The sequence below is a fragment of the Bradyrhizobium sp. Ken01 genome (assembly GCF_055807355.1).
This window is the reverse complement of the sequence record NZ_JBVVPC010000044.1, coordinates 1-16301: the sequence shown is the minus strand read 5'-3', so window position 1 is coordinate 16301 and position 16301 is coordinate 1. Positions and strand designations below refer to the sequence as shown.

General features: G+C 64.9%; 14 protein-coding genes and 1 pseudogene. 2 read left to right on the top strand and 13 right to left on the bottom strand.

All coding sequences use genetic code 11. The annotated features are described in order from the left end of the window. Positions 1-73: 73 nt before the first annotated feature. The 9 genes from tatC to AC0L3S_RS30890 all read right to left on the bottom strand — a co-directional run bounded on the left by tatC (position 74) and on the right by AC0L3S_RS30890 (position 9303). A complete protein-coding gene (tatC, locus tag AC0L3S_RS30930; protein WP_473265820.1) occupies positions 74-886 on the bottom strand; it encodes a twin-arginine translocase subunit TatC in 813 nt (270 codons plus the stop codon). Continuing rightward, positions 883-1437: a Sec-independent protein translocase protein TatB gene (gene tatB / locus AC0L3S_RS30925; protein ID WP_473265819.1), complete on the bottom strand. Its 555-nt coding sequence runs from the start codon at positions 1435-1437 to the stop codon at positions 883-885. The genes tatC and tatB overlap by 4 nt, the downstream gene beginning before the upstream one ends. Before the next feature lie 89 nt (positions 1438-1526). After that, positions 1527-1763, bottom strand: a complete 237-nt coding sequence (locus tag AC0L3S_RS30920) for a twin-arginine translocase TatA/TatE family subunit (protein ID WP_007610722.1) — start codon at positions 1761-1763, stop codon at positions 1527-1529. 166 nt (positions 1764-1929) lie between these two features. Next, the gene (gene scpB / locus AC0L3S_RS30915; RefSeq protein WP_473265818.1) at positions 1930-2682 is read right to left on the bottom strand and encodes an SMC-Scp complex subunit ScpB; all 753 of its coding nucleotides are present in this window, start codon (positions 2680-2682) and stop codon (positions 1930-1932) included. Between the two features lie 21 nt (positions 2683-2703). After that, positions 2704-3543, bottom strand: coding sequence for a segregation and condensation protein A (locus AC0L3S_RS30910; RefSeq protein WP_473265817.1), 840 nt, complete (start codon positions 3541-3543; stop codon positions 2704-2706). Next, positions 3540-4568 carry a beta-N-acetylhexosaminidase gene (gene nagZ / locus AC0L3S_RS30905; protein WP_473283424.1) on the bottom strand — a complete coding sequence of 343 codons (1029 nt, stop codon included), beginning with the start codon at positions 4566-4568 and terminating at the stop codon, positions 3540-3542. Before nagZ ends, AC0L3S_RS30910 begins: the two co-directional genes overlap by 4 nt. 45 nt (positions 4569-4613) lie before the next feature. After that, a complete protein-coding gene (locus AC0L3S_RS30900) occupies positions 4614-6155 on the bottom strand; it encodes an SPOR domain-containing protein (protein ID WP_473283473.1) in 1542 nt (513 codons plus the stop codon). 139 nt (positions 6156-6294) lie between these two features. After that, positions 6295-8085: an arginine--tRNA ligase gene (argS, locus tag AC0L3S_RS30895; protein ID WP_473283422.1), complete on the bottom strand. Its 1791-nt coding sequence runs from the start codon at positions 8083-8085 to the stop codon at positions 6295-6297. Positions 8086-8094: 9 nt separating this feature from the next. After that, positions 8095-9303 (bottom strand): deoxyguanosinetriphosphate triphosphohydrolase, encoded by a 1209-nt coding sequence (locus AC0L3S_RS30890; RefSeq protein ID WP_473283420.1) that lies wholly within the window; start codon positions 9301-9303, stop codon positions 8095-8097. Positions 9304-9437: 134 nt separating this feature from the next. Between AC0L3S_RS30890 and erpA the strand changes: the two genes are divergently transcribed. Then, positions 9438-9767, top strand: a complete 330-nt coding sequence (erpA, locus tag AC0L3S_RS30885) for an iron-sulfur cluster insertion protein ErpA (protein ID WP_007610737.1) — start codon at positions 9438-9440, stop codon at positions 9765-9767. A gap of 9 nt (positions 9768-9776) precedes the next feature. Here the strand turns inward: erpA and AC0L3S_RS30880 are convergent, their stop codons facing one another. Then, entirely contained in the window at positions 9777-12107 is a 2331-nt protein-coding gene (locus AC0L3S_RS30880) for a hybrid sensor histidine kinase/response regulator (RefSeq protein ID WP_473283418.1), read from the bottom strand. A gap of 133 nt (positions 12108-12240) precedes the next feature. On the opposite strand from AC0L3S_RS30880, the gene xth reads away from it, so the two are divergent. Continuing rightward, entirely contained in the window at positions 12241-13038 is a 798-nt protein-coding gene (gene xth, locus AC0L3S_RS30875; RefSeq protein WP_473265812.1) for an exodeoxyribonuclease III, read from the top strand. Between the two features lie 15 nt (positions 13039-13053). Here xth and AC0L3S_RS30870 read toward each other — a convergent pair whose 3' ends face one another. The 3 genes and pseudogenes from AC0L3S_RS30870 to AC0L3S_RS30860 all read right to left on the bottom strand — a co-directional run. Continuing rightward, positions 13054-13875: a tetratricopeptide repeat protein gene (locus AC0L3S_RS30870; protein ID WP_473265811.1), complete on the bottom strand. Its 822-nt coding sequence runs from the start codon at positions 13873-13875 to the stop codon at positions 13054-13056. Continuing rightward, a complete protein-coding gene (gene ilvD, locus AC0L3S_RS30865; RefSeq protein ID WP_473283416.1) occupies positions 13862-15586 on the bottom strand; it encodes a dihydroxy-acid dehydratase in 1725 nt (574 codons plus the stop codon). The genes AC0L3S_RS30870 and ilvD overlap by 14 nt, the downstream gene beginning before the upstream one ends. Positions 15587-16041: 455 nt before the next feature. Next, positions 16042-16301: pseudogene (locus AC0L3S_RS30860) on the bottom strand (hypothetical protein); the annotation flags it as partial.

Below are 16301 nucleotides of genomic sequence, written 5' to 3'. Positions count from 1 at the left end.
TCCGTGATTCCCCGAGAGGCCGCGGCGTACTGGATTCTCCGGCTGCGCGGGGGATGACAGCGGGGGTGTCGCCCTACTCCGCCGGATTGGCCGGCGTCGATACGTCAGTGCCGCTAGAGGCTTGCGAAGCTGCCGCCTTCTTCTCCACAATTCCCACCGCGATGATCGAGCCCTCGTAGAGCGCGAGCAAGGGGATCGCGAGCGAGCACTGGCTGAGCACGTCGGGCGGGGTCAGAACAGCCGCGATGACGAAGGCAACGACGATGAAATAGCGGCGCTTCTCGCGCAGCATTTTTGACGTGACGATGCCGATGCGCCCGAGCAGCGTCAGGATCACCGGAAGCTGGAAGGCGATGCCGAAGGCGAAGATCAGCGACATCATCAGCGACAGATATTCGCCGACCTTCGGCAGCAGCTGGATTTGCGCGGTGTCGTCGCTGCCGGCCTGCTGCATGCCGAGCGAGAAGCGGACCAGCATCGGCAGCACGACGAAATAGACCAGTGCGGCGCCCAGCACGAAGAAGAACGGGGTCGCGACCAGATACGGCAGAAAGGCCTGCTTCTCGTGCTTGTAGAGGCCCGGAGCGACGAACTTGTAGATCTGCGTCGCGACGATCGGGAACGAGATGAAGCCGGCGCCGAACAGCGCGAGCTTGAGCTGGGTGATGAAATATTCCAGCAGCGCGGTGTAGATGAATTTCGAGTTCTCGGGACCCGCGACCCACACGAACGGCCAGACCAGCACGTTGTAGATCTGCTTGGCGAAGAAGAAGCAGAAGATGAAGGCAATGCCGAAGCCGAGCAGCGCCTTGATCAGCCGCGAACGCAGCTCGATCAAATGGTCCATCAAGGGGGCTTTGCTGGCTTCGATGTCGGCGGCGCTCATGACGCTTTGGCGTCCTTGATCGCCTCGGCCGGCGCAGTGTCCTGGATGACCGAATCCTGCGTGACCGAACCTTGCGTGACCTGCGCCTGCTCGACCTCACGGGTGATGGCGAGCGGCTCGTTTGCGGCCGCATGTGCCTCGGCCTCCACGAAGGTCTCTGGCGTCGGCGCTTCCGGCGTGGTGGGCGTCGCCGGCGCTTCGCTTGCGGTCGTCAGCGGTTCGACAACGGCGGTGGTCGAGGTCTCGGCCGGCTTGTCCAGCGCATCGACGCGGAGTGCGTCGCTGACGTCCTTTTGGAGCGAGGTCATCAGATTGTTGCCGGCGAAGCCGGAAGCCGCTTCCTTGACCTCGTCGAAGCTCTTCTTGAGGTCGGCCATTTCGGCCTCGCGCATCGCTTCCTGGAATTGGCCCTGGAATTCGGCGGCCATCTTGCGCGCCTTGCCCATCCACTGCCCGACCATGCGCAGCACGCCCGGCAGCTCTTTCGGGCCGATGGCGATCAGGGCCACGACCCCGATCAGGACCAGTTCACTCCACCCGATATCGAACATGAGGTCTTCCGTTCACGCCAGCAGCAAGCCGGCCCAATCCCTCGCGCGCAGGATCGGGTCCGCTACCCGCGTCTCGCGTGCTCTCTGGCTTACACGGCCTTGCTGCCGACGTCGGACCGTGCCGCGGTCGGCGCGGCATTGTTGTGCTCGATGGACTTGGCCGGCTCGGGCTTGTCGGCGACCTTGTCGTCGTCCTGCATGCCCTTCTTGAATGCCTTGATGCCCTGCGCCACGTCGCCCATCAGATCCGAAATCTTGCCGCGACCGAACAGCAGCAGGACCACTGCGATCACCAGGACCCAGTGCCAAATGCTGAGTGAACCCATCCTGCAACCCTCCAAACGCGCATGGCCGGGGACCGGCCGATCTTCACCGAAACCTAGGCTTGGCAGGTGTCAAAAACAAGGACCAAGGCAGCGCCAATTCGCTGTTGGCGCTACGTAATTTTGCTAGTGTTAACTGGTCGCAGGTGGCCGGTAGAAGGCCGGGACGTCAGTCCTCGCTGCCGCCCTCGCCACCCTCCTGGCCGCCTTCCGGCGGCGTCTCGGGCTCGACCGCAGGCGCCAGCGCGAGATCAAGGTCCTCTCCCGGTTCCAGCGGATCCTCGTCCTCCCGCAAAGTCGGGTCATCCGACGGCGTCGGCACGCTGAATCCGGTCGGCAGGCGCGAATCCAGGAGCCCCGTGCCCTTCAGCTCCTCTAGGCCCGGCAGATCGCCAAGCTGTTCCAGAGTGAACTGCGACAGGAAGTCCTCGGTGGTTCCGAAGGTCAAGGGACGGCCCGGCGTCTTGCGACGTCCCCGCGGCTTGATCCAGCCGGTTTCCAGCAGCACGTCCAGCGTGCCCTTCGAGGTGACGACGCCACGGATCTCCTCGATCTCGGCGCGGGTCACCGGCTGGTGATAGGCGATGATCGCCAGCACCTCGATCGCGGCGCGCGACAGGCGGCGGGTCTCGGTGCTCTCGCGGGTCATCAGCCAGGCGAGATCGCCCGCGGTGCGGAAGGTCCATTTGTTGGCGACCCGCACGAGATTCACGCCGCGCAGGGAATAGTCGGCCTGCAACTGCTCGAGCGCAGCCTTCACGTCCACGCCCTCGGGCATGCGCTTGGCCAGCGTCGCCGTGTCCAGCGGTTCATTCGAAGCAAACAGCAGCGCTTCCAGCAGCCGCAATTCTTCGGGACGTGCCTGGGACTCGTTCTCCATCGGCTCGGCCTCTTCTACCCGCACTTCAGCCAGGCTTGCCATGGCAGATTCTCCTTGTTGCACTTAAGCGACCGGCGCATCGGGCGCAGGAGCTGCGTCCATGACCGGCTTGGGGCGCCCCTTCCGGAAATAGATGGGCGCAAACGCCTCTTTCTGATTCAGCTCGAGCTGACCTTCGCGCACCAGCTCGAGCGCAGCCGCGAAACTCGAGGCGAGCACCGTCGCGCGCTGCGTCGGATCGGCGACATGCTGAAGCAGAAAATCGTCGAGAACGCCCCAATCGTCCTGCTCGCTGATGCTGCCGACCAGCCGCTCCAGCGTGGCGCGCGCCTCGGCGAGCGACCACACCGTGCGCTTGGCCAGATGCACGTTCGCCAGCACGCGCGACTGGCGCTGCGCGGCATAAGCGGTGAGCAGGTCATAGAGCGTTGCGGTGTATTTCGGATGCTTGATCTCGGCGATCTGCTCGGGCTCGCCGCGCGGGAAGATGTCGCGCAGCAATTGCTGCCGGTTCATCAGCCGGTTGGCGGCTTCACGAATCGCCTCCAGCCGGCGCAGGCGATTGGCGAGCGCCGTCGCCATCTGCTCGGCGCTCGGGCCTTCCGCACTCGGCGGCTCCGGCAGCAGCAGGCGCGATTTCAGGAAGGCGAGCCAGGCCGCCATCACGAGATAGTCGGCGGCAAGCTCGAGGCGGATCTTTCGCGCGGCTTCGATGAAGTGGAGATACTGGTCGGCGAGCGCCAGGATCGAGATCTTGGCGAGATCGACCTTCTGCTGCCGCGCCAGTGCGAGCAGCAGGTCGAGCGGACCTTCATAGCCCTCGACGTCGACCACCAACGCCGGCTCACCCTCGGCGAGCTCTGCGGGCCGCCCGGTTTCAAACGATAGGATTTCTGCGGTCATGCCGATGCCGTGTTTGCCCGTGCGATCAATGCGTCCAGTTCGGCGCGTGCGGCCGCGCGATCGAACGGCTGCGGTCCCTTGCGCGCCGCGAGCGCGGCGTTCGCCCGCTCCAGCGCCCTGCCCGCCAGTTCGGGTGTCTGGCCGACGACCTCACGCATCTCCTCGATGTTGCCGTTGCAATGCAGGGCCACGTCGCAACCGGCCGCAAAAATCGCGCGGGTCCGCTCGGCGATATTGCCCGACAGCGCATTCATCGACACGTCATCACTCATTAACAAACCCTGGAACCCGATAGTGCCGCGAATCACCTCAGCGATCATTGTCGCAGATGTCGTCGCCGGATGGGCGGGGTCGACCGCGCTAAACACAACATGTGCAGTCATGGCCATCGGCAAATCCGCCAAAGGCTTGAATGCCGCGAAGTCCGTGCGATCCAGTTCGTCTCGCGGCGTGTCGACCGTCGGCAGATTGAAATGGGTATCGGCCGTAGCGCGGCCATGGCCGGGGATGTGCTTGAGCACCGGCAACACGCTGCCCTGTTCCAGGCCCTCGGTGACCGCGCGGGCGATCGCGGCGACTTTTCCCGGTTCGGTGCCGTAGGCCCTATTCCCGATGACGGCGTTGGCGCCAGCCACCGGCACGTCGGCCAGCGGCAGGCAATCCACGGTAATGCCGAGATCTGCGAGATCGACCGCGATCAGCCGTGCGCTGAGGCGCGCCGCGGCCAGCCCGAGCGCCGAATCAGTATCGTAGAGATCCGCGAAAACAGCGCCCGGCGGATAGACCGGCCAATGCGGCGGACCTAGGCGCTGCACCCGTCCACCCTCCTGGTCGATCAGGACAGGGGCATCAGCGAAACCCGCGACCGCCCGCAATTCCGCAACGAGTGCAGCAACTTGAGCCGGCGTCTCGACGTTGCGCTTGAAGAGGATGAAACCCCATGGGCGTTCGCTGCGGATAAACTCCCGCTCGGCGGCGGTTAGTTCCGTTCCGGAAACGCCGGTAATGAAGGCCCGCGTGCTCATACGGCCGATTAACCCTGACCCGCGAGAGGGTCAAGGAAACGGCTGTTAATTCCTCTGGACGAAGCAGGCAGACAGGCCAGCGGATTTCAAACTGTTGCAGGCTTGGTTCGCCTCTTCGAGCGAGCCGTAGGGCCCAGCGAAGGCGCGGTAGACGATTCCCTTGCCCTTGTCGGTGAGGTCGACCCGCTTGACCACCGGTGCGCGGGAACCCAGCACGCTGCCGTACTTGCTCTGAAGCACCCGGTAGGAGGCGTGGGCGCTATCCTCGGTCTGCTGCGATGAGACCTGCACGACGTAGCCGCCGCCACTGCTGCTCGGGGGCGCAATTTGCGTCGGATTGGTCGCAGCCATCCGCTGCGGCGGCTCCGCAGCCGGCGCCGATTGCGGCGCCAGCGAGAGCGGCTGATTGGCACTGGCATTGGCCGAGGTCGGCGGCGAGCGTGGTGCAGCCGGTGCCGCAACGGGCTTCGGGAGAGCTGCCGGCTTCGCGACCGTGGCGGCTTGCGACGCGGTGGCGTCGGTCTGATCGCCCTTCACGGCCACGGTCCTGATCGCGCGCGGCGAATTGTTCGGCAGCGTGCCGTTGCTCGGATTCGGGCCCGCACTCGACAGCGGAATGCTGGACGGCGAGACGCTCGCCACCGGCGGCGGGTTCGCGTTCTGGTTCAGCGGTGGGAACACGACGCGGGGACCTCCCGCCTTGGCGTTGACGTCGACAGGCGCCTCCTCGCGCGGCACGATCTTCTCGGTGCCATCACCGGTGACCATACGGTCCGGCACCTTGGCCGAGGAATCCGACGGCGCCGGCACGATTTTGGTCGGCGTGTTGTCCGCCTTGATGATGGGCGGCTCGCCGCTGCGGGGCGAGCCCACATAGGTCTTGTAGGCGAACGCAGCGCCGGTCCCGACAACGGCAAGCGCCAGGATCGCCGCGACCGTCATCATGCCGCCGCGCTGCTTCTTCGGCTCGTCGAGATCGGCCTCGGGATAGTCGCTCTGGAATGCGTAAGGATCGTCAGGATAGGCGGGATCGCGCTGGTAGTCCTGCTCGCCCGCCTCCAGCCGTCCGTAGAGCGCATCGTCGTAGCGCGCCGAATCGGGCTGCTGATAGGCTTGCTGCTGATAGGCTTGCTCTTGGTAAGCCTGATCATGCTGCTGGTAGGCCTGATCCGGATAGGCCTGCGGCTGACGAAAATCAGGTTCGGGCTCGGGCGCAGTCGGCTGGGCTGAATAACGATGCAGTGGATGAACCGGGCTTACGGAAGCGGGATAGGAAGGCTCAGCTGGCGCCGTCTGCGGCTGCACATTGGCGCGCCGCATCCATGAGGGCGGTCCGGGCGGCGGCGGAGGAGCCTGCTCAGCATAGTCCTGCTGATCATCGTCCTGCCGATAGTCGTCGTCCCGATAGCTCTGGACAGGCGCAGGCGCTGCTGGCGGGTGCGCGCCGGGCCGTCCTTGCGCTGCGAACGGATCGGTCTGCCCGATCAAACGGGCAAGTTCGGCCAAGGGATCGCCGCTCGCATGCTGATCGCCACCGCGACCATAGTCATCGGAAGGAAACGGTCTGTCCTGATATCGTTCGGCCATCGTGATGATGCGTCCCTTCGGGAAAGCCGCGCGCCCCTCGACCAAGGCACGGCTTTCGACCCACAAGGCTTTCAACCAAGTCTAAGCGATCCGGCTTCTGCCGGTTACCCCCGAAATCCCTTAAGTAGTTCGCCCCAAACTACCGCATCTCGTCCGGAGCATGGACGCCGAGGATGGCGAGGCCCGATGCCAGGACAGAGACGACGCCCTGGACCATGGCCAGCCGCGCCTTCGTTAGATCTGCATCATTATTGATAATGAAGCGTAAATAGGGCAAATCGCGCCCCTTCGTCCAAAGTGCGTGAAATTCGCTCGCTAAGTCATAGAGATAGAAGGCAATTCGGTGCGGCTCGTGGGCGCTTGCCGCCGCTTCCAGCATGCGCGGAAAAATTGCGAGCCGCTTAAGAAGGTCGAGTTCAGCCGGGTCTGACAGCCGTTCCACCGCCGACTCACCGAGCCAGGCGATGCGCTGTTCCGTATCCACCGGGAGTTCCGGGAACACCTCGGCCCGGGCGTTGCGAAAGATCGAATGGCCGCGGGCGTGGCCGTACTGGACATAGAAGACAGGGTTGTCGCGCGACTGTTCCATGACCTTGGCGAGATCGAAGTCGAGCACCGCGTCGTTCTTGCGGTAGAGCATCATGAAGCGGACGGCGTCCTGGCCGACTTCATCCACCACCTCACGCAAGGTGACGAAGTCCCCGCTCCGCTTGGACATTTTCACCGGCTCGCCGTTGCGCAGCAACTTCACGAGCTGGACGATCTTGACGTCGAGCGCCCCCTTGCCGGAGGTCGTCGCCTTCACCGCCGCCTGCATGCGCTTGATGTAGCCGCCATGGTCGGCGCCCCAGACGTCGATCATCTCCGCGAAACCACGATCGAACTTATTCTTGTGGTAGGCGATGTCGGCGGCGAAGTAGGTGTAGGAATTATCCGACTTGATCAGCGGGCGATCGACGTCGTCGCCGTAGGCGGTCGCCTTGAACAGCAACTGCTCGCGATCTTCCCAGTCCTCGGCCGGGGCCCCCTTTGGCGGCGGCAGACGGCCCTGGTAGACGTCGCCCTTGGCGCGCAGGAAATCGATGGTCTCGGCGACCTTGTTGTTGCCGGCGTCCTGCAGCGAGCGCTCGGAGAAGAACACATCATGGCGGATGTTGAGCGCGGCGAGATCGTCCTTGATCTCGTCCATCATCATCGCGATTGCCTTGGCACGTACCGTCGGCAGCCACGCGCCCTCGCTCATGGCGAGGAGCTTGTCGCCGTGTTCCTGTGCCAGCGCCTGCCCGACCGGCTTCAGATAGTCGCCGGGGTAAAGGCCTTCCGGAATCGCGCCGATGTCCTCGCCGAGCGCCTCGCGATATCTGAGGAAAGCGGAGCGGGCGAGCACGTCGACCTGCGCGCCGGCGTCGTTGATGTAATATTCGCGCGTGACGTCACGGCCTGCGAACTCGAGCAGGCTCGCCAGCGCGTCGCCGAACACGGCGCCGCGGCAATGGCCGACATGCATCGGTCCGGTCGGGTTGGCGGAGACATATTCGACGTTGACCTTGGAGCCGCCGCGGACACGGCCGTAATCGGCGCCCTCGCCCAACACGGTCCGTAGCGCCTCGGCCCATGCGGCCGGCTTCAGCGTCAGGTTGATGAAGCCGGGACCGGCGACGTCGACCTTGGTGATCAGCGGGTCCGCGCGCAGCCGTTCGGCGATCTGCTCGGCGAGATCGCGCGGCTTTGCCTTTGCCTCTTTCGCAAGCACCATGGCGGCATTGGTCGCCATGTCGCCGTGGGAAGCATCGCGCGGCGGCTCGACCACCACGCGCGAGAAATCGATCCCCTCGGGCCAGTTGGCTTCCGCCGCGAGCGCGCGGCAGACGGCGTGCACGCGTGCGAGCACGTCGGCGAACAGGTGCAGTGCTGAGGATGTGTCGGACATGGGCGCCGCCTAACGCAAATCCGGGGTCGAGTCAAAGAGCCGCTGGTGCTCGGTCAGGGCGAAACGGTCGGTCATTCCGGCAATGAAATTCCCGATCCGGCGAGCCCGGTCGCCCTCATTGTCCGCCTCCGCCCCGACCAGCCATTCCGGCGGCAGCTCGCCGGGCGATGTCAGGTATTTTGCGAACAGGTCGAACAGGATCTGTTCCGCCTCGCCCATCACCCGCATGACCCGCTTGTGGCGGTACATGTGCTGATAGAGAAAGCGCTTGATGGCGGCCTCCTCCTTGGCGACCGCGGCGGGGAACGCGATCAGTGCCCGGCTCTGCTGGCGCACGTCCTGGGCGGATTGCGGTTTCACGGCGGCAAGGTTTGTCTGCGCCTCGGCGAACACGGCACCGATCAGGTGCGAGATCAGCTCACGCACCAGCTCGGCGCCGCGCCTGACGTCTTCGAGATGAGGGTAATGCGCAGACGTCTCGGCGATGATCTCCGCGGTCAGCGGCATCACCTTGAGGTCGTCGAGGTGAAACAGACCCGCGCGCAGGCCGTCGTCGATGTCGTGGGCATCATAGGCGATGTCGTCGGCGATCGCGGCGACCTGTGCCTCCAGCGAGGCGAAACTCCACAATTCGAGATCGTAGGTCTCGATGTAGTCGGCGATGCCGACGGGAATGCCGTGCTCGCGATAACGCCCGACCGGCGCACCGCTGCGATCGGTCAGCGGGCCGTTATGCTTGACGATGCCTTCTAGCGACTCCCACGTCAGGTTGAGCCCGTCGAATTCGGGATAGCGGTGTTCCAGCGCCGCAACGACGCGGAGCGTCTGGGCGTTGTGGTCGAAGCCGCCGAAATCCTTCAGGCAGGCGTCCAGCGCCCGCTCGCCGGCGTGCCCGAACGGCGGATGGCCGAGGTCGTGGGCGAGCGCCAGGGTTTCCGTGAGGTCCTCGTCCAGCCCCAGCTGCCGCGCCAGCGCCCGGGCGATCTGCGCCACCTCCAGCGAATGGGTCAGCCGGGTGCGGTAGTGGTCGCCCTCGTGGAACACGAAGACCTGGGTCTTGTACTTCAGCCGGCGGAACGCGGTGGAATGGATGACCCGGTCGCAATCCCGCCGGAACGGGCTGCGGGTCCGGCTCGGCGGTTCCGCAACCAACCGGCCGCGACTGCGCTCGGGATCGCAGGCATAGGGCGCGTGGGGGGCAGCCATTCCGACGGACACGGCGAATTTAGTCCCTATCCATTTGATTCTGCGTATGGTGGCACTTAACTATGCCGGACGCGGGATACCAACTGAATTGGGCAAGCGACCCTCAGGTGACCTTGGTGTGACCGCGGGGCTATCGGAGACGAACGATGACGACTGACGTGACCATCAGTGACAAGGCCGCACGCCGGATTGGGGAGATCCTCAAGGGCGAAGGGTCTGGCGCGATGCTGCGGATCTCGGTCGAGGGCGGCGGCTGCTCCGGCTTCCAGTACAAGTTCGACATTGACCGTGCCCGCACCGACGACGATCTCGTGATCGAGCAGGACAATGCGGTGGTGCTGGTCGATTCCGCCTCGCAGCCGTTTTTGGCGGGGTCGCAGGTCGATTTCGTCGACGACCTGATTGGCGCCTCGTTCCGGGTCAACAATCCCAACGCCACCGCGTCCTGCGGCTGCGGGACCAGCTTCTCGATCTGACGCCGCCGGCTAAGCGCCGGTGATCTGCCTTTCCTCGTCCGTCCAGTCCGCCTCGACCGGCATCTGCTCTGGCTGAAGCGGTGCGTCCTCCGACACCCGTTGGCCGTCCAGCGCACGAAGCAGCGCCGTGACCAGCGCAGGCTTACGCAGCGGTTTGGCGAGGAAGTCGGACATCCCCGCATCGCGACAGATCCTGACGTCCTCGGGGAAGGCATTGGCGGTCAGCGCGATGATCGGCAAGGCCGCGAACCGTCCGCCCTCGGCGCGGATAGCGCGGGTCGCGGCGAGGCCGTCCATCTCGGGCATGCGCACGTCCATCAGCACGATGTCGTAATCGCCTTCGGACACGGCCGCGACGGCCTCGACACCGTCGGTTACGGCGCGCAGTTCGACATCGAAGGCACCGAGCATCTTGCTCACGACCATGCGGTTGACGGCGTCGTCCTCGGCGACCAGCACCTTCAGCGGTCGGTCGAGGCCTGCGATGCGCGCCTTGAGATCGTCGGCTTCCTCGCGGCCTGCGTCGTGATCGGACGTTTGCACCTGACTCCACGGCAACACCAGCGTGAAGCGGAAGGTCGAGCCTTCGCCCGGCGTCGAGGTGACGCCGATGGTGCCGCCCATCTGCTCGATGATGCGCCGGGAGATCGCAAGCCCAAGCCCGGTGCCGCCGAAGCGGCGGCTGATCGAGGCGTCGGCCTGGGCGAAGTCGGAGAAGAGCTGCCCGAGCTTCTCGGCGGCGATGCCGATACCGCTGTCGGTCACGCTCCATTCGACGGTGGCGAGCAGATCGCGGCGGGCCTGACAGACAGCTGCGATTGTGACTTCGCCTGCGTCGGTGAACTTTACCGCGTTCGCGGCGAGATTGAGCAGGACCTGGCGGATACGTGCGACATCGCCGCGCAGCGTCGGCGGCAGGTTGGGATCGAGCTCGATCTTGACGGCGAGCCCCTTGCTCTTGGCGCCCGCGCGCACGACGGTCGCCACGGCTTCGACCAGCGCCTGCGGCGCGAAGTCGATCACCTCGAACGCGAAGCGTCCGGCCTCGAGCTTCGAGAGGTCCAGGATGTCGTTGAGGATGCGCTGGAGATTGTCGCCGGACTCGCGGATCGTGGTGACGGCTTCGTGCTGCTCCGGATCGAGTTTTGTCTCCAGCAGCATGCTGGCAAGCCCGAGCACGCCGTTCATCGGCGTACGGATCTCGTGGCTCATCACCGCGAGGAAATCCGATTTTGCACGGCTCTCGGCCTCCGCCTTTTCCGCGCGCCAGCGCTCGGTCACGTCGCGGCCGAAGCCGCGATAGCCGAGGAATTGACCGTCGCGGTCGTAGGCCGGCTTTGCAGTGAGCGACCACAGCCGCGCCTCGCCGCCGGCGACCACCTTGAGGTTCATCTCGTGCAGCGGTTCGGCGTGCTCCATCAGGCCGACGACGTTGTAGGCCGCGCTCTTGTCTTCGGGGCACAGCATGTCGAGCACGTCGGCGAAATGCGAGCCCTTCAGCAGCGGCAGCGGCAGCTGTGCGACCGCGGCGAAGCGCTCGGGCACGTCGACCAGATGCCCTTCGGCGTCGGTCTGCCACAGCCAATCGCTGGCGTTCTCCTGAAAATCCTTGAGCAGCAGCGAGATGATCTCGGTCTGGCGCTCGAGCTCGAGCTGGGCCTTGAGATTGCCGAGGAACAGATTGCCTTGCGAGACGATGTTGCGCGCCATGAAGAACGCGAACAGCAGCAGAAACACCGCGGTCACGAGATACGGCCCGGCGCCGCACGACAGCAACGCCGCGACGCAGGCGATCGTCGTCGTCGCGAGATAGACAAGGCCCGCGCGCGGGAAGGTCGAGAGCGTGAAGGCGCCGCCGGACATCATGCCGACCATCAGGCAGGCCAGGACGAGCTGGCTGGTCGGCTCGATGCGGCTGAACAGCGCGACCGGCAGCGTGCCCCAGATCGCGGCGAGGAAAAACGCCTGCCGCAACATCTGCCGCGCGGCGCGGGGCGAGGCTTCCTGCGGCGGGCTCTGGTGAGAGCGCCGCCACGCGCGCACCGCGAGTGAGGCGGCGGTCCCGAGGGTCATGCCCCAGATCGCGAGAAAGTCGTTCCAGCCCCTGCCCCAGAACAGGATCAGCACAACGGCGACGTTGAGCATGGTGACGGCCATCGTCACCGGGATCAGTCGTATCACCGCGTCGATCTGCTTGGCGCGGATGCGGCTCAGCTCGCGCTCGCTGAGACCGGCGGTCAGGCCGTCCTCGATCTCGTAGCCGCCGAGCCAGTACAGGAACGCGCCGATCAACCCGTCGCGGGTCTCGGTTCGCTTCATGGATTTGTCCGGCCGTCCCATTCGAAAAACCTTTTCACGATCAATGGCCCAGGCCCGACTTAAGCCGGGTTAATTTTGTGGAGATTTCGCAGCGTCCTTGACGGGCGCGTTTGCATTTTGTTCTAACCAATGTCCCTGCCCGGAGCCCGTCGAAATGCCCATCAGAATTGCCACCTGGAACGTGAACTCGGTCCGGCAGCGGATCGACCTCCTCCTGACCTGGCTGAAGGAGTGCCAGCCGGACATCGTCTGCCTCCAGGAGATCAAATGCGTGGACGAGGCCTTCCCGCGGCTGGAGATCGAGGCGCTCGGCTACAACGTGGTCACCCACGGGCAGAAGACGTTCAACGGTGTCGCCCTGCTCTCCAAGCTCCCGTTCGACGAGACCAAGTCGGGGCTGGCCGGCGACGACGAGGATGCGCATGCGCGCTTCCTCGAAGGCGTGGTGACGCTCAAGCGCGGAGTGCTGCGCATCGCCTGCCTCTATCTGCCCAACGGCAATCCGGTCGGGACCGAGAAATATCCCTACAAGCTCAAATGGATGTCGCGGCTTCTTGAATATTCGAAGGAGCGTCTCAAGACCGAGGAGCCGCTGATCCTCGCAGGCGACTTCAACGTCATCCCGCATGCCCGGGACGTCCATAATCCCGCCGCCTGGAGCGAGGACGCCCTGTTCAAGGCCGAGACGCGGGAGAGTTTTCAGTCCCTGCTCGGCCTTGGCCTGACCGATGCGCTTCGGGCCGTCACCGACGAGCCCGGGCTCTACACCTTCTGGGACTACCAGGCCGGCGCCTGGCAGAAGAACCACGGCCTGCGGATCGACCATCTGCTGCTGTCGCCACAGGCCAGCGACCGGCTCGCCAATGTCGGTATCGACAGCTATGTACGCAGCTGGGAGAAGCCATCGGACCACGTGCCGGTGTGGGCGGATCTCGATCTTGAGGCGGCGTGAGGCCGCCTCAACCACTTACTCCCGGCGGCCCTGCACCCATTGCTCCAGCATTTGCAGGCACATGGCGCGATCGTCGTCGGAGGCCTTTGCGAAGGCGCGGTTGTAGTTTTCCTTGATCCAGGTCTCGTCGCTGCCGGCGCTGTCACGCGCCAGCGTCAGCCACATCAGGCCGCGCGCGGCCTGCCGCGGCAGGCGGTCGCCGTTGAACAGCATCTGGCCGAGCAGCGCCTGGGCCTCGTGCTGCCCCTTTTGCGCGGCGAGCCCAAGCCAGCGTGCGCCGTAGCGGAAATCCTCGCGCGAAGCGTCTGGTGTCTTGAGGTACAGGCGGGCGAGATCGTATTGCGCATCCGCATTGCCGAAATAGGACGCGGCATAGGAAAACATCTCCCGCGCCCGCTCCTGGTCCGGCTTGACCTTCGAATTCGGGATGCCGCTGAGATAATAGCGGCCGAGCGCCACAAAGGCGTTGGCGACGATCTGCGCCTGCGGCGCCGACGGGCTATCCTCGGCATGCGCGTTGGCGATGCGGGTGAAATACTCGAACGCACGCACATCGTCCTGGACGACGCCGTCGCCATTGGCGTACATGCGGCCGAGCTTCCACTGCGCGATGGGGTGGCCACCCTCCGCGGCATATTGCAGGGCGCTGAGCGAGGTTTCCTGGGGCACGACTGGCGGTACATTGCGCACCTTGCCCGCTGCGCCCGGCAAGGTCGTGACCACCGGAATGGTCGCATCCTTCTGGCTGACGGGTGCGCCGTCAAAGGCGAGCGCCGGCGCGGCCAGCGCGGTAGCCCCCAACACAAACGCAACGATGGTACGCCTAGATGTCCGCATAGCACTGTTTCTCGTGCGCGCCGCCCGGATGGGTCACTGCCCCACCGACCGCTGGTCCAACCTGCTGAGCATATTTCCAGAGCGCGCCCGTCGTGTGGTTAGTCGCGCGAGCGGTCCATTTGGTCTTGCGCTGGGCAAGCTCCTGGTCGCTCAATTTTACGTTAAGGGTACCGGCGACCGCGTCGATCTCGATGACATCGCCGTCCTCGAGCAGCCCGATCGGGCCGCCGATGGCGGCTTCCGGCCCGACATGGCCGATGCAGAAGCCGCGGGTGGCGCCGGAGAAGCGGCCGTCGGTGATGAGCGCGATCTTGCCGCCCATGCCCTGGCCGGTCAGCGCCGCGGTGGTCTGGAGCATTTCCCGCATCCCGGGACCGCCCTTGGGCCCCTCGTAGCGGATCACGATGACTTCGCCTTCGCGGTAGGTGCGCTTCTGGACGGCCTCGAAAGCATCCTCCTCACGGTCGAAGCACCTGGCCGGACCGGTGAACCTGAGGTTGGACATTCCCGCGACTTTCACGATCGCACCTTCTGGCGCCAGATTGCCCTTCAGACCGACCACACCGCCGGTGACGGTGATGGGCTTGTCTGCCGGGTGCACCACGTCCTGGTGCGGATTCCACTTCACGCTTTTGAGGTTTTCGGCGATCGTTCGACCGGTAACGGTGAGGCAGTCACCGTGGAGAAATCCGTTGTCGAGCAGCGTCTTCATCAGAAGCGGTATGCCACCTACTTCAAACATTTCTTTGGCGACATAACGGCCGCCCGGCTTCAAATCCGCGACGTACGGTGTCTTTTTGAAGATTTCGGCGACGTCGAACAGGTCGAACTTGATGCCGGCCTCGTGCGCGATCGCCGGCAGGTGCAGTGCAGCATTGGTCGACCCCCCGGATGCGGCGACCACGGCGGCGGCATTCTCCAGCGCCTTGAGGGTGACGATGTCGCGCGGCCGGATGTTTTGGGCGATCAGCTCCATGACCTGCTCGCCCGCGGTCATGCAGAAGGCGTCGCGAATTTCATAGGGTGCCGGAGCACCGGCCGAGTACGGCAGCGCCAGCCCGATCGCCTCGGAGACGGTCGCCATGGTGTTGGCGGTGAACTGCGCGCCGCAGGCACCCGCCGAGGGGCACGCCACGCGCTCGATCTCGTCGAGATCCTCGTCCGACATCGCACCGACCGAGTGCTTGCCGACGGCCTCGAACATGTCCTGCACGGTCACTTGCTGGCCGCGGAAATTGCCGGGCAGGATCGAGCCGCCATAGATGAAGATCGAGGGCACGTTGAGGCGGACCATCGCCATCATCATGCCCGGCAGCGACTTGTCGCAGCCGGCCAGGCCAACGAGGGCGTCATAGGCGTGGCCGCGGATCGTCAGCTCGACGGAATCGGCGATGCATTCGCGCGACGGCAGCGAGGAGCGCATGCCGTCATGGCCCATGGCGATGCCGTCGGTCACGGTGATGGTGCAAAACTCGCGCGGCGTGCCGCCGGCGGATGCAACACCCTTCTTCACCGCCTGCGCCTGGCGCATCAGGGAGATGTTGCAGGGCGCGGCCTCGTTCCAGCACGAGGCGACGCCGACGAAGGGCTGGTGGATCTGGTCGGTGGTCAGACCCATGGCGTAGAGGTAGGACCGATGGGGCGCGCGCGCAGGGCCTTCCGTCACGTGACGGCTCGGCAGCCTCTGCTTGATGTTGCTCTTCGCGTCCATCGCCAACCAGTTTCCCCGGCCAACCCTTTCAGACCCGAAAAATCAGAGCCAAGATTTGAATCGACCTTTTGGATCGACCTTGGGGATTTCCGTCGCCTTCCAGGACCACCGCTGCCGCTAAAACATTCGAGTGATTTTATTCATGTTCAGGTGTGGCCAAAAAGCGGCGTTCATGCGAACGGACAGAGATGATGGTTAAATCCATGACGGGTGTTGCATGGACGGCACAATCGTGGCCTGGAGGACACGGGCGAGCTTACTGCAATACCCCCGGCGGGAGGACAATCCACAACTTCAGGTTTCCAGTACGTGCCTGCGCAGCAACTTCGGCGCGACGCCAAGGCGCAGCCAGGGGTGAGTCGGCGCATCATCCCCCCCGCGCGTGCCCCTACGTGCTGCAAAGGCCTCTGCGCTGCGCATCGGAGACGCAAGGGTGGAGTGGTGCGCACACTCTCTCAAAGCGTCTTTGCGAGTATGAGGTGACGGCTTCGTCCTCCCAGCACCACTGTCATTCCCCGCGAGAGCGGGGAATCCAGTACGCCGCGGCTTCTCGGTTCAATCATAACTGTCTCGGAGTACTGGATCGCCCGGTCAAGCCGGGCGATGACAGAGAGTGTGTAGCCGCACGCCTTCTCGTCCTCGCGGCGCGTTTCGCCCGAGCTTTGCCTGGTCATTCCACCCCTCTTGTCCAAGAGGGCGCAGGGAAGGCCGGGTG